Source organism: Salipiger pallidus, from assembly GCF_014643635.1.
Lineage (GTDB): Bacteria > Pseudomonadota > Alphaproteobacteria > Rhodobacterales > Rhodobacteraceae > Salipiger > Salipiger pallidus.
The window spans coordinates 431,270-444,169 of sequence record NZ_BMJV01000004.1 but is presented as its reverse complement, the minus strand read 5'-3'; the positions used below and the strand labels follow the sequence as shown (position 1 = coordinate 444,169).

Below are 12,900 nucleotides of genomic sequence, written 5' to 3'. Positions count from 1 at the left end.
GCGAAGCGTTCCTCGAGGCTGGCGAGATCGGCACCGGTTTCCGAGCGGAAGCTCACCCGCATGAAGAAGTTGCCCGTCTCGAAATCGTCGAACTGGGAGCTGTCGTTGATGTTGCACCCCTGCTCCGCAAGGAAGGCGGCGATCGCCGCGACAATGCCGCGGGTCGATTTGCAGGTGACGGTGAGGGCGTATTGGTCGTTCATTCCTGTGTCTCCAGTCGGGCGGCGGTTTCGCTCAGCGCATGCCAGAGGCTGTCTGCCGCCGAGCGCATTCCGAGCACCGCGAGGCGGTCGGGGGCGCGCCGGATGACCAGCACGCTCATGTGATGAAGGATGGTGCGGGTGCCGTGCCCCGGTGCCAGCGTCCCCGGCGCCAGGTTCACCAACCGCTCGCGCAGCGCCTCGAGGGGCGCGGCGCCCGCGGTCGAGGTGATCTCGATGCAGGCCCAGCCATCGGTCTGTTCGGTAAGCGAACAGCCGGGCGCCTCGGGGGCGACGAGGCCGACCACGTCGGCCGCCCCCTGCCCCGGCAGTTCCAGCAGCCACTGGCCCGGCCCGGTCCAGAGCGCCGAGGCGGTGGCCCCTTCGGCCCACGCGCCCGGCCCCGGCAGGGCAAGGCCGAAGGGCGCGGGCGCCTCGGCCCCCTTGCGCAGGGCGATGGAGACCAGCCCGAGGTCCGGTACCTCGGTAAGGCGCAGCGCGCCGAAGCGCTCGCTGCGAGAATCGAATGCGCCAAGGGCGCAGAGCGGGGACAGATCAGGCACGCAGTCGGTCTCCTTCGGGGTCGAAGAAATGGGCCGAGACGACGCGCACGGCGACCTCCTGCCCCTCGAGCGGGTTGGCGGCGATCACCTCTTCGCCCATACGCCCATCGCCCCCGGCAAGGAAGCCGAGCGCGATGTGGCCTTCCACGTGGGGTGACCAGCAGGCCGAGGTGACCCAGCCCTGGTCGGTGTTTAGGTCTCGCGCCTCACCGGCGGTGAACAGGTGCGCCCCAGCGGGGATCTTCTGCGACGGGTCCACCGACTGAAGGCCCACGAGGCGGCGGGTGTCGGCCTCTAGCCCCTCACGCCGCGACAGAACCGCGCCGATGCTGTCCTTCTTGCGCGATATCATGCGGCCCAGCCCCAGCATCTGCGCCGTGGTCTGGCCATTGAGCTCCGCCCCGGCGGCGTGGCCCTTCTCGATGCGCAGCACCGCCAGCGCCTCGGTGCCGTAGGGGGTGGCCCCCAGATCCTGCCCAAGGCTCATCAGCCGGTCCATCATGGCGTTGCCGAAGCGGGCGGGCACGGCGATCTCGTAGGCATGTTCGCCCGAGAACGAGATGCGGAAAAGCCGCGCCCTCAGCCCGTCGCAGACCGTGAGGTCGGCGCAGGCCATGAAGGGGAAGGACTCGGTCGACAGGTCGAACCCGTCCACCACCCGTTCGAGCAGCGCGCGGGAGTTCGGCCCCGCCACGGCGATCTGCGCCCATGCATCGGTGGTCGAAATGAGCTGCACATCAAGATCCGGCCACAGGCATTGCCGCGCGAATTCCATCTGGCGATAGACCAGCCCGGCGTTGGCGGTGGTGGTGGTGACGACGTAGTGATCCTCGGCCATGCGGGCGCAGGTGCCGTCATCGTAGAGGAAGCCGTCGGCCCTCAACATCAGGCCATAGCGCACCCGGCCCACCTTCAGCGTGCCCATCATGTTGGCGTAGACGCGGTTGAGGAACTCGCCCGCATCCTTGCCCTGCACGTCAATCTTGCCAAGGGTCGTCACGTCGCACAGGCCCACGCCCGACCGCACGGCAAGCACCTCGCGATCGACGCTTTCGCGCCAGTGGGTTTCACCCTCCTGCGGGAAGTACTGCGCGCGCATCCATTGGCCGACCTCGACGAACTCCGCCCCCTGCGCCTTGGCCCAAGGGTGGGTGGGCGTGAGGCGGCGGGGGCGGAAATGCGCACCGGTGTCGCCACCGCCCAGCACCCCGAGCGCCACGGGCGTATAGGGCGGGCGGAAGACGGTGGTGCCGGTCTGCGGGATGGTCTTGCCAGTCAGCTCGGCCATCACCGCAAGGGCGGTCACGTTGGCGGTCTTGCCCTGATCGGTGGCCATCCCGAGGGTGGTCCAGCGCTTCAGGTGCTCGACGCTGCGCATGTTCTCCTTGTGGGCCAGCGCGATGTCCTTGACGGTCACGTCGTTCTGGAAATCGACCCACGCCCGGCCCCGCCCCGGCACATGCCACAGCGCCATGCCGCGGCTGGGCGCATCCTCGGCGCGCGGGAGCTCGGGCAGCGTGTCGAGGCCAAGCGCGGCCTTCGCCGCCTCGGCCCCGGAGGCAAGCGCCCCGTGCGTGCTGCCCTGCCCTGCGGCAGCGCCTGCCACGGACATGCCCGGCGGCAGTTCCGACGGCGGGAGGAACTGCGCATCGGCTTCGGACCATTCGGGGCGGCCCCGGTGGTGCGAGGCCAGGTGCACGTTGGGATTCCAGCCGCCCGAGACACCAAGCACCGCGCATTCGAACCAGTCCGAACGGCCACCTTCGGTGATCTCGATGGACGACAGCCCCTTGCGGCCACCCTTGGCGCCGCTCACCACCGCGCCCTTGCGCAGGGGGTAGTTGCCAAGGCGCGGCGCATCCTCGCGCGGGTCGATGACGGCCAGGATGGGCACGCCCTTGGCCATGAGGTCAAGCGCGGTGCGGTGGCCATCGTCCGTGCTGGTGAAGATCGCCACGCGGTCCGTCTCGGATGCTTGCGGCGTCACCGACCAGCGGTTGGCATAGGCGCGCAGGGCGCCGCCCAGCAGGATGCCGGGGCGGTCGTTCCCGGCAAAGGGGATGTGCCGTTCGATGGCACCGGCGGCAAGGATCGAGCGTTTCGCGGTGATCCGCCACAGGGTCTGGCGTACGGTTTGCGGTCTCGGCAGATGGTCCCCCACCCGTTCGACCGCACCGAAGACACCGTGATCATAGGTGCCGAAGACCGTGGTACGGCTGAGCACGCGCACGTTGGGAAGGCTGCGCAGCTCGGCCTCGGTGGCGGCGATCCACGCGGTGGCGTCATCGTCGTCCAGCGTGTGGGTCTCTGCCAGCAGACGGCCCCCGAGGGCGAAATCCTCGTCCGCCAGCACCACCTCGGCGCCTGCGCGCGCGGCGGTGAGCGAGGCGGCAAGGCCCGCGGGCCCTGCCCCGATCACCAGCAGGTCGCAATGCAGGAACCCCCGGCCATAGGCGTCGGGGTCGGGCAGCATCGACAGCTTGCCAAGACCCGCGGCGCGGCGGATCATCGGCTCGTAGAGCTTTTCCCAGAACTCCGCCGGCTGCATGAAGGTCTTGTAGTAGAAGCCCGCGGCAAAGAACGGCGACAGCAGGTCGTTCACCTGAAGCGCGTCGAAGCCAAGGCTCGGCCACCGGTTCTGGCTGGTGGCGGCAAGGCCCTCATGCAGTTCGACCACGGTGGCGCGGCTGTTGGGCTCGGCCCGCGCGCCGGTGCCGATGGTGACCAGCGCGTTGGGCTCTTCCGAGCCCGCCGAGAAGATGCCGCGCGGGCGGTGATACTTGAAGCTGCGCCCCACAAGGCGCACGCCGTTCGCCATCAGCGCCGAGGCCAGCGTGTCGCCGGAGTGGCCGGTGTAGCGCTTGCCGTCGAAGGTGAAGCGCAGGGCACGGGTGCGGTCCACGTGGCCGCCGTCGAGACGGGTCATCGTGCGCCCTCCCGGCGGATGTCGGTGGCAAGCTCCGCGCCGAGAATCTCGTGCGTGCGGGTGTCTCGGGTGACCACGAGCCACGAGCGGTCGCCCTGTTCATGGAACCACAGCTCGCGCAGGAGGCCTGCGGGGTTGTCCCGCAGGTGGACATGGCGTTCGAGCGCCTCGGGATCGTCCGAGGGCGGCGGGGACATGAGCGACGCGTCACCAAGATAGGTGAATTCCTGCGCGTCACGCAGCCCGAGAAGCGGATGGGGGATCAGCATGATGGGATCTCAGTGCAGGTTCGGCTGGGCGCCCATGCCCTTTTCGTCGATGGGCAGGCCCCTGGCGAAACGGTCGAGCCGGTAGGCGGTGGCGGTGGGGTGCGGCTGGCCCGTGGCCAGAAGGTGCGCGAAGGCATAGCCCGAGGCGGGGGTTGCCTTGAACCCGCCATAGCACCAGCCCGCGTTGAGGTAGAGCCCGTCCACCGGCGTCGTGTCGATGATCGGCGAGCCGTCCATGGACATGTCCATGAGCCCGCCCCAGCTGCGCAGCAGCCGTGCGCGGCCAAGCGCGGGCATGAGGGCCATGGCGCCCTCGGCCACGTCCTCGACCACGGGCAGGTTGCCGCGCTGGGCGTAGGAGTTGTAGCCGTCGATGTCGCCGCCGAAGACCAGCCCGCCCTTGTCGGACTGGCTGACGTAGAAATGCCCGGCCCCGAAGGTGATGACCCCGTCGATGCAGGGCTTCAGCCCCTCGGACACGAAGGCCTGAAGCACGTGGCTTTCGATGGGCAGGCGCAGGCCCGCCATCTGCATCACCCGGCTCGACGAGCCTGCCACCGCAACGCCCACCTTGCCCGCGCCGATATAGCCGCGCGTGGTCTCAACGCCCTTGATCGCGCCTGCCTCGATGCGCAGGCCGGTGACCTCGCAGTTCTGGATGAGATCGACACCCGCCCGGTCCGCGCCCCGCGCATAGCCCCAGGCCACGCCATCGTGGCGCGCGGTCCCCGCCCGGCGCTGCAGCAGTCCGCCCTTGATGGGAAAGCGCGCATTGTCGAAGTTAAGGAACGGGTACATCTGACGCACCGCGTCCGTGTCGAGCAGTTCCGCATCGGCCCCCGACAGGATCATCGCGTTGCCCCGGCGCCGGAACGCATCGCGCTGGCCGTCGCTGTGGCACAGGTTGAGGATGCCGCGCTGGCTGACCATGGAGTTGAAGTTGGTCTCCTGCTCGAGGGTTTCCCAGAGCTTCATGGAGAATTCATAGAACGGCTGGTTGCCGGGCAGCATGTAGTTCGACCGGATGATCGTGGTGTTGCGCCCGATATTGCCGCCCCCGAGCCAGCCCTTTTCCAGCACCGCGATGCGGGCCTCTTTGAAGACCGTCGCGAGGTAGTAGGCGGTTGCAAGCCCGCCGCCGCCTCCCCCGATGATGACGATGTCATACGCCGGTTTGGGGTCGGGGTCGCGCCAGAGCGGTTTCCAGCCACGATGGCCGGTAAGCCCTTCCCAGACGACGCGGAAGCCGTTGAAGTCCATTGTCCTGCCTTTTCGGGACGGTGAGACCGGGAGGCAAATTCCTTGGCAAGGAATTTGGTCCCGGGGCCCTGCCGCCAATGTCAGATGTCGAGCGTGTGGTCCCGCTCCCAATGCGAGAAGTGCGACACGAAGCTGTCCCATTCCTTGCGCTTGAGGGTGATGAACGCACGCGCGAACGCCTCGCCCAGCATCGACTTCAGATCGGCGTCGGCGTCAAGGGCGCGGATTGCGTCAAGCATGTTGAGCGGCAGCCGCGGGGCGCCCTTGATGGTGTGACCTTCGGCGTACATGTCGATGTCGTGGCGCGGGCCGGGATCGGCGTCCGTCTCGAGCCCCGAGAGCCCCGCCGCGATGATCACCGCCTGAAGCAGGTAGGGGTTGGCCGCCCCGTCCGGCAGGCGCAGCTCGAACCGGCCCGGACCCGGCACGCGCACCATGTGGGTGCGGTTGTTGCCGGTCCATGTGACGGTGTTGGGCGCCCAAGTGGCCCCCGAGACCGTGCGGAGGGCATTGATGCGCTTGTAGCTGTTCACCGTGGGGTTGGTGATCGCCGCCATGGCGGTGGCGTGTTTCATGATGCCGCCAAGGAAGGTGCGGCCCTTGGCCGAAAGGCCCAGTTCCGCGTCATTGTCGACGAAAGCGTTGGTGGTGCCGTCCAGATCCCAGACCGAGATGTGGGCATGGCAGCCATTGCCGGTCAGCCCTTCGATGGGCTTGGGCATGAAGGTGGCCTTCAGCCCGTGCTTTTCGGCCACCGACTTGACCATGAACTTGAAGAAGCTGTGGCGGTCGGCGGTCACCAGCGCATCGTCAAAGTCCCAGTTCATCTCGAACTGGCCGTTCGCGTCTTCGTGATCGTTCTGGTACGGGCCCCAGCCCATCTCGAGCATGTAATCGCAGATCTCGGCGATGACATCGTAGCGGCGCATCACCGCCTGCTGATCGTAGCATGGTTTCTCAGCGGTATCGAACGGGTCCGAGATCTGCGTGCCCTCGGGGGTCAGCAGGAAGAATTCGGCCTCGATGCCGGTCTTGACCCGGAGGCCCTGTTCGGCGGCTTTCGTGACGAGTTTGCGCAGCACGTTGCGGGGGGCCTGGTCGACCTCCTGCCCTTCCATGATGCAGTTCGCGGCAACCCAGGCAACTTCGGGCTTCCACGGCAGCTGGATCACCGTTTCGGGGTCCGGCACGGCCAGCATGTCCGCATGGGCCGGGGTCATGTCGAGCCAAGTGGCGAACCCCGCGAAGCCCGCGCCGTCTTCGGCCATGCCGGCGATTGCCTGCGCCGGGACCAGCTTGGCGCGCTGGCCGCCGAAGAGGTCGGTGTAGGAGATCATGAAGTATTTCACGCCCTTTTCGCGGGCGAAGGCTGCGAGATCGGTCATCGGTGGTCCCTGTGGTCTTTTTATGTGTCGGGGACGCCATTGGTGGCGACCCTGTGCCGGAGGGGGCTCTGCCCCCGCGCTGCGCGCTCCCCCGGGATATTTCAGGTCAAAGGAAGCCGGGCTCAGAAGCCCTTGCCCGGTATCCAGTCGGTGCCCGCAAGTGGGACACCGGCCATGGCGGCGGCCTCGATGGTGAGGGCGCAAAGATCCTCGGGTTCGAGGTTGTGCACGTGGCTCTTGCCGCAGGCGCGCGCGAGGGTCTGGCATTCCAGCGTCAGCACACTGAGGTAGTTGCGCAGGCGGCGGCCGGCCTCGACCGGATCGAGCCGCTTCATCAGCTCGGGGTCCTGGGTGGTGATGCCTGCGGGATCACGCCCTTCGTGCCAGTCGTCGTAGGCGCCGGTGGTGGAGCCGAGCTTGCGGTATTCAGCCTCCCACTTCGGGTCGTTGTCGCCAAGCGCCACGAGCGCGGCGGTGCCGATCGAGACCGCGTCAGCCCCGAGCGCCAGCGCCTTGGCCACGTCTGCGCCGGTGCGGATGCCGCCCGAGACCACCAGCTGCACCTTGCGGTGCATGCCAAGATCCTGCAGCGCCTTCACCGCAGGGCGTATGCAGGCCAGCGTCGGCTGGCCAACGTGTTCGAGGAACACGTCCTGCGTCGCCGCCGTGCCACCCTGCATGCCGTCGAGGACGATCACGTCCGCTCCGGCCTTCACGCTGAGGGCCACGTCATAGTAGGGGCGCGCGCCGCCGACCTTGATGTAGATGGGCTTTTCCCAGTTCGTGATCTCGCGCAGTTCAAGGATCTTGATCTCGAGATCGTCCGGCCCGGTCCAGTCCGGGTGGCGGCAGGCGGAGCGCTGGTCGATGCCCACGGGCAGATCGCGCATGCCCGCGACCCGCTCGGTGATCTTCTGGCCGAGCAGCATGCCGCCGCCACCGGGCTTGGCGCCCTGCCCCACCACCACCTCGATGGCATCGGCGCGGCGCAGATCGTCGGGGTTCATGCCGTAGCGGCTTGGCAGGTACTGGTAGACCAGCTTTTCGCTGTGGCCGCGTTCTTCCTCGGTCATGCCGCCGTCGCCGGTGGTGGTCGAGGTTCCCGCCATGGTGGCCCCGCGTCCGAGCGCTTCCTTGGCCGGCCCCGAGAGCGAGCCGAAGGACATCCCCGCGATGGTGATGGGGATCGCCAGTTCGATGGGTTTCTTGGCAAAGCGCGTGCCGAGGGTGAGGGAGGTTTCGCATTTCTCGCGGTAGCCTTCGAGCGGGTAGCGCGACATCGACGCGCCGAGGAACAGAAGGTCGTCGAAATGCGGCACCTTGCGTTTCGCTCCGCCGCCGCGAATGTCATAGATGCCGGTGTGGGCGGCGCGGCGGATCTCGGCGTTCGTGTCGTTCGAGAATGTCCAGGACTGGCGCGGCAGGGTCTTGGGGGCTTCGGTCATCGCCGTGTCCTTCCTCAGTATGCGTCTGCGTGGTCGACGTTGAAATGGTAGAGCTTGCGGGCCGAGCCGTAGCGCCTGAACTCCTCGGGCTTCGCATCGGTGCCCGAGCGGTCGAGCAGGTCCTTGAGGAGTTCGAGATGCTCGGGGCGCATCTCCTTTTCGATGCAGTCGGCACCGAGCGATTTCACCGATCCGCGCACGAACAGACGCGCCTCGTAGAGGCTGTCCCCGAGCGCGTCCCCGGCATCGCCAAGCACCACCAAGTTGCCCTTCTGCGCCATGAAGGCGGACATGTGGCCAATGTTGCCATGCACCACGATGTCGATGCCCTTCATCGAGATGCCGCAGCGCGACGAGGCGTTGCCCTTGATGACCAGCAGCCCGCCATGGGCGGTGGCCCCGGCGTATTGCGACGCATCGCCATCGACGATCACCGTGCCGCTCATCATGTTCTCGGCCACGCCGGGTCCGACCGAGCCGGTGACATGCACCGTCGCGCGTTTGTTCATGCCCGCGCAGTAGTAGCCGGTCGAGCCTTTCACGGTGACCTTGATCTCGGCGTCAAGTCCCACGGCGATGGCGTGGCTGCCGAGGGTGTTGAGCACCTCGAATTGCGTGCGGTTGGTGGCGGCGGCCGCCTGCAGGGTGCTGTTCACCTCGCGCAGTTCCATGCTGCCCATGTCGAGCGTCACGGCATCTTGGGCGGTTGCGGTTGCGGTCATCATCAGCGCTCCCAGAAGTAGACGGTTGCGGGTTCGGGTTCCCAAACCTTCGCGCTTTCGATCCCCGGCAGCCCGGCGAAGGCGCGGTATTCGCTACCGAAGGCGACGTAATCGTCAGTCTCGGCCATCACAGCGGGCTTGCAGGCGATGGGGTCGCGCACCACGCCGAAACCGTCCTTCGTGCCCATGACAAAGGTGAAGAACCCGTCGAGATCGTTCAGCGTGCCCTCGAGCGCCGTGCCAAGATCCGCGCCCTCGGCGATGCGGGACGAGATGTAGCAGGCGGCAACCTCGGTATCGTTCTCGGTTTTCGGGGCGAAGCCCTTCTCGGTGAGGATGCGGCGCATGGTGTTGTGGTTCGACAGCGACCCGTTGTGCACGAGGCATTGGTCCGCGTCGGTGCTGAACGGGTGCGCGCCAAGAGTGGTGACGGCGCTTTCCGTGGCCATGCGGGTGTGCCCGATGCCATGGGTGCCTGACATGTCCCGCAGGCCGAAGCGCTTGGCCACGTCGCGCGGCAGGCCGGTTTCCTTGTAGATCTCCATCGTCTCGCCCACCCCCATGATCCGAAGTCCGCGCGCCTCGAGCGCGGCAATGGCGGCAGCGCGGCTGCCCTCCAGCACGGTGAGCACGGCGTGGGTGTCATTGACCCGGGTTGTCACCGTGCCGCCGATCTCCGCGCCCAATGCATCACCGAGGCCGTCGAAATCCGTTTCCGGCGTATCGGACTGGACGGTGATCTTGTGGCCCTCTCCGGGCGTGCCGTAGATCGCGATCCCGGCGCTGTCCGGTCCACGGTCGGTCATGGTGATCAGCATGTCCGTCAGCAGATCGCCCAACCGGGGGCGCAGGTCTTCCTTCTTGAGGAACAGCCCAACGATGCCGCAAATCTTCAGTCTCCGTTGTTGCTTGGGGCCGCGATGGCCCGAGGTGTATTCGGGGCCGGTGTCGGCCCTGTCCCTATCGCACTTGCCCTTGGAGTAATTTTCACCTCAAGGAAAATTAATTTCTTCATAGAAAAAATGGTGCGGGGATGCGTGACGACCCTGCGGCTGCCCCCTTTTTGGGCAGATCGGCATTAACCACTTCTAAGCGGGTCTGCGGCAGGCTGTGGTCATGCATCTGGTTCTCGTCGCGATTCTCATGGTCTTCTGCCCGGCCGCCTCTGCGGATCAGGCCACCTATGACCGGCTGTCTCTACGCGAGCTTCTGGATATGGATGGTGCCATCGCGCGAGAGCTGCACGACCGGGGCGTCATCCGCTCCGGCAACATGACCGGCGATCTTGCCGAGCACATATTTGCCACGGCACACGGGTGGGATCTCGCCGCGCGCTCTCAGAAGGGGTTCGATGCCACGGACGGCAACCTGCGGATCCAGGTGAAGTCTCGCCGGGTGCGCAGCAATGCCAGCGGCTACCAGTTGGGGGCAATCCGCGATCTCGACAGTTTTGACAGGCTTGCGGTCGTGATCTTCGATCCCGGGTACCGTATCCGGCTGGCGGCGATCCTTCCGGCGGACCTTGTGCGCAGGGAGGCGGATTTCAACGCTTACACCAACAGCTACCGCCTCATCTTCCGCCACCACCTCCTGTCCCAAGACGGCGTCGAAGACGTGACTGAGACGCTGCGCGCCGTATACTGAAGCAGCAGCCTGTGCGCGCGGGAAAGGTGGGCCCTGATAAGGTTTGCTCTGAAAGCGTGGCCCCAAGGAGAAGGGGCGAACCTTGCGGCCCGCCCCCTCTCTGTCATGTCATGGTCCCGAGGATCAGTTCGGGATGAGATCCGGGACGATGGTCACGATGCCCGGCGCGAACCAAAGCAGCGCAAGGCCCGCCACCTGGATCAGCACGAAGGGAATGACGCCCCGATAGATGTGCCCGGTGGTCACCGACGCAGGTGCCACCCCGCGCAGGTAGAACAGCGCAAAGCCGAAAGGTGGCGTCAGGAACGAGGTCTGCAGGTTCACTGCGATCATGATCGTCACCCATTTGGGGTCGAACGAGCCGCCGTAGATCACCGGCCCGACGATGGGCACTACGATGTAGATGATCTCGAGGAAGTCGAGCACGAAGCCCAGCACGAAGAGCACCAGCATCACCACGAGGAACACCTTGTGTTCATTGTCGAAGCTTTGCAGGAACTGCTGGATGTAATGCTCACCCCCGAAGGAGATCACCACGAGGTTCAGCAGCTGCGAGGCCACGAGGATGGTGAACACCATGGACGTGACCTTGGCCGTCTCGCGCACCGCGGGGCTCAGCACCCCTGCGCGGAACAGCACCCAGCAGCTGAAGAACAGGCCGAACAGGGCGTAGAGATAGGCGGCGTTGGCCAGCACGAAGGCGATCCAGCTTTCCGCGCTCACGCTTTCGTTCTGCACCCGCAGATCGAAGTTCATCCCGATGAGGATCATCAGCACCACCGCGAAGGTCGACCACAGCACCACGCGGGTGGACTTGTCCTCTTCCTTCAGCTTGCGGAACGCGGCCAGCATGATGGCCCCTGCTGCCCCCAGTGCCGCAGCGGGCGTGGGGTTGGTGATGCCACCGAGAATGGAGCCGAGCACCGCCACGATCAGCACCAGCGGCGGGAACACCACCCGGATGAGATCGTTGGTCGCCAGACGCTGCGCCGCGTGCTTGCACCCGTAAAGCGCCAGCGCCCATGGGATCAGCATCATCAGCACGGTCGCCCCCGCGGAGGTCTGTGGCCCGATGAAGGCGATGTCCACCAGCAGCCCGAGCGCAAGCCCCCCCGCGCCGATCAGCAGCGGCAGGGGCGAGGACATGGGCGACACCGCCCGGCCCCACGCAAGGGTGATGCCGAGCAGAACGGTCAGGACCGCGATACCGGTGCCGATGGGCGCGGCATTGTCGATCTTGGCCTGAAACGCGATCGACATCTCTTCTTCCGACAGGCGATGGCCGCTGTCCACGCCGCCAGAGGCGTCGATGGCAGACTGCTCGGCCACAGCGTCATCCCATGCGGACTGGCCGTGCAGGTCGATCATCGCGGCCTGGCACTGCTCGCTCACGTTGGTGCGCAGGCTCGCCGTCTGGCCCGCATCCGAGAAGGACGACACGGTCAAGGACTGGCTGCCCACCACGTTGAGCTGACCGAAACCGATCGTCGCCACGATCAGTAGCAGCGGCACGCCAAGGTACCAGGTGAAGGCCTCGCCGCGGGTCACCGGCTCGCCGATGGCACCTTCGCCCATGACAGGCGGTGCCTTGTGCGGGTTGAGCATGGCATAGCCGAAGGCATAGGCAGCATAGAGCCCCGCCAGCAGAATCCCCGGCAAAAGCGCCGCCTGGAAGAGCGTACCCACCGAAACCACCGCAGGCTCACCAAGGTAGGTGAGCGCATCGGTGCAGCCCATGGACTGCGCCCGTGCTTCCTGAGCGGTGGAATAGAGATCTCCCGCCAGCGTGCCCAGAAGCACGATCACGATGGAGGGCGGGATGATCTGTCCCAGTGTGCCGGACGCGGCGATGACACCCGTGGCCAGTTCCGGCGAGTAGTTGTTGCGCAGCATGGTGGGCAGGGCCAGCAGGCCCATGGTCACCACCGTCGCGCCGACGATGCCGGTCGAGGCGGCAAGGAACGCGCCCACCACCACGATAGACACCGCAAGACCGCCGGGCAGAGGTCCGAAGACCCGCGCCATGGTCTGCAGCAGATCGTCCGCGATCTTCGAGCGTTCCAGCACGATGCCCATCATGACGAACATCAGCACAGCCAGCAGCGTCTCGATGCTGGCACCGGCGATGACCCGTTCGTTGATGCGGTTGACGATGAAGGACACGTTGCGGTCCATCGCCATTTCCCAGCCCCGCTCGAACACCGGCATGTCGTAGCGCGGCAGGTCCGGGTAGCGGAAGGTGGAGATGGTGCTTTCCACGACGCCCGTGTTCACGAGGTCGCGGTAGGCCTGCGACGAGTTGTCGATGGCCTGGTGGATCAGCAGGCCCGCGCTGTCGAGCGCGGCGATGATCCCGAACGAGATCACCCCAGCCCCGCCGATGGCAAAGGCCACCGGGAAGCCCGAGAGGATCGAGGAAAAGAGCGTGAGAAAGACGATGATCAGGCCGATCTCGACGCCATCAAGTCCGAACAGCATGGGTCAAT

At 66.5% G+C, this 12,900-nt stretch carries 11 protein-coding genes; 1 reads left to right on the top strand and 10 read right to left on the bottom strand.

The window, feature by feature from the left end:
• From IEX41_RS12095 to IEX41_RS12055, 9 genes are all read right to left on the bottom strand, one after another.
• Nucleotides 1-203, bottom strand: a 203-nt coding sequence (locus IEX41_RS12095; RefSeq protein ID WP_188790501.1) for an ACT domain-containing protein, incomplete at its 3' end; no start/stop codon positions are given.
• Nucleotides 200-763 (bottom strand): sarcosine oxidase subunit gamma, encoded by a 564-nt coding sequence (locus IEX41_RS12090; protein ID WP_188790500.1) that lies wholly within the window; start codon nt 761-763, stop codon nt 200-202. The genes IEX41_RS12090 and IEX41_RS12095, both read right to left, overlap by 4 nt.
• Nucleotides 756-3,689, bottom strand: a complete 2,934-nt coding sequence (locus IEX41_RS12085; protein WP_188790499.1) for a sarcosine oxidase subunit alpha family protein — start codon at nt 3,687-3,689, stop codon at nt 756-758. Before IEX41_RS12085 ends, IEX41_RS12090 begins: the two co-directional genes overlap by 8 nt.
• Nucleotides 3,686-3,958 carry a sarcosine oxidase subunit delta gene (locus tag IEX41_RS12080; protein WP_188790498.1) on the bottom strand — a complete coding sequence of 91 codons (273 nt, stop codon included), beginning with the start codon at nt 3,956-3,958 and terminating at the stop codon, nt 3,686-3,688. Before IEX41_RS12080 ends, IEX41_RS12085 begins: the two co-directional genes overlap by 4 nt.
• Nucleotides 3,959-3,967: 9 nt before the next feature.
• Complete coding sequence (locus tag IEX41_RS12075) at nt 3,968-5,218, bottom strand: sarcosine oxidase subunit beta family protein (protein WP_188790497.1); 1,251 nt, start codon at nt 5,216-5,218, stop codon at nt 3,968-3,970.
• An 80-nt stretch (nt 5,219-5,298) separates the two neighbouring features.
• Entirely contained in the window at nt 5,299-6,603 is a 1,305-nt protein-coding gene (gene glnT / locus IEX41_RS12070; RefSeq protein ID WP_188790496.1) for a type III glutamate--ammonia ligase, read from the bottom strand.
• Nucleotides 6,604-6,725: 122 nt separating this feature from the next.
• Nucleotides 6,726-8,048, bottom strand: a complete 1,323-nt coding sequence (locus tag IEX41_RS12065; RefSeq protein ID WP_188790495.1) for an FMN-binding glutamate synthase family protein — start codon at nt 8,046-8,048, stop codon at nt 6,726-6,728.
• Between the two features lie 14 nt (nt 8,049-8,062).
• Nucleotides 8,063-8,770 (bottom strand): GltB/FmdC/FwdC-like GXGXG domain-containing protein, encoded by a 708-nt coding sequence (locus IEX41_RS12060; RefSeq protein WP_188790494.1) that lies wholly within the window; start codon nt 8,768-8,770, stop codon nt 8,063-8,065.
• 2 nt (nt 8,771-8,772) lie between these two features.
• Nucleotides 8,773-9,660 (bottom strand): class II glutamine amidotransferase, encoded by an 888-nt coding sequence (locus IEX41_RS12055; RefSeq protein WP_188790524.1) that lies wholly within the window; start codon nt 9,658-9,660, stop codon nt 8,773-8,775.
• 226 nt (nt 9,661-9,886) lie between these two features.
• On the opposite strand from IEX41_RS12055, the gene IEX41_RS12050 reads away from it, so the two are divergent.
• Nucleotides 9,887-10,414 carry a hypothetical protein gene (locus IEX41_RS12050; RefSeq protein ID WP_188790493.1) on the top strand — a complete coding sequence of 176 codons (528 nt, stop codon included), beginning with the start codon at nt 9,887-9,889 and terminating at the stop codon, nt 10,412-10,414.
• A gap of 123 nt (nt 10,415-10,537) precedes the next feature.
• Here the strand turns inward: IEX41_RS12050 and IEX41_RS12045 are convergent, their stop codons facing one another.
• Complete coding sequence (locus IEX41_RS12045) at nt 10,538-12,892, bottom strand: TRAP transporter large permease (protein WP_188790492.1); 2,355 nt, start codon at nt 12,890-12,892, stop codon at nt 10,538-10,540.
• Nucleotides 12,893-12,900: the final 8 nt, after the last annotated feature.

Excerpts from the sequence above, each read along its gene's own strand:
- IEX41_RS12075 (WP_188790497.1), bottom strand. The coding sequence starts at position 5,218 with ATGGACTTCAACGGCTTCCGCGTCGTCTGGGAAGGGCTTACCGGCCAT.
- IEX41_RS12065 (WP_188790495.1), bottom strand. The coding sequence starts at position 8,048 with ATGACCGAAGCCCCCAAGACCCTGCCGCGCCAGTCCTGGACATTCTCG.
- IEX41_RS12085 (WP_188790499.1), bottom strand. The coding sequence starts at position 3,689 with ATGACCCGTCTCGACGGCGGCCACGTGGACCGCACCCGTGCCCTGCGC.
- glnT (WP_188790496.1), bottom strand. The coding sequence starts at position 6,603 with ATGACCGATCTCGCAGCCTTCGCCCGCGAAAAGGGCGTGAAATACTTC.
- IEX41_RS12060 (WP_188790494.1), bottom strand. The coding sequence starts at position 8,770 with ATGACCGCAACCGCAACCGCCCAAGATGCCGTGACGCTCGACATGGGC.
- IEX41_RS12050 (WP_188790493.1), top strand. The coding sequence starts at position 9,887 with ATGCATCTGGTTCTCGTCGCGATTCTCATGGTCTTCTGCCCGGCCGCC.
- IEX41_RS12045 (WP_188790492.1), bottom strand. The coding sequence starts at position 12,892 with ATGCTGTTCGGACTTGATGGCGTCGAGATCGGCCTGATCATCGTCTTT.
- IEX41_RS12080 (WP_188790498.1), bottom strand. The coding sequence starts at position 3,958 with ATGCTGATCCCCCATCCGCTTCTCGGGCTGCGTGACGCGCAGGAATTC.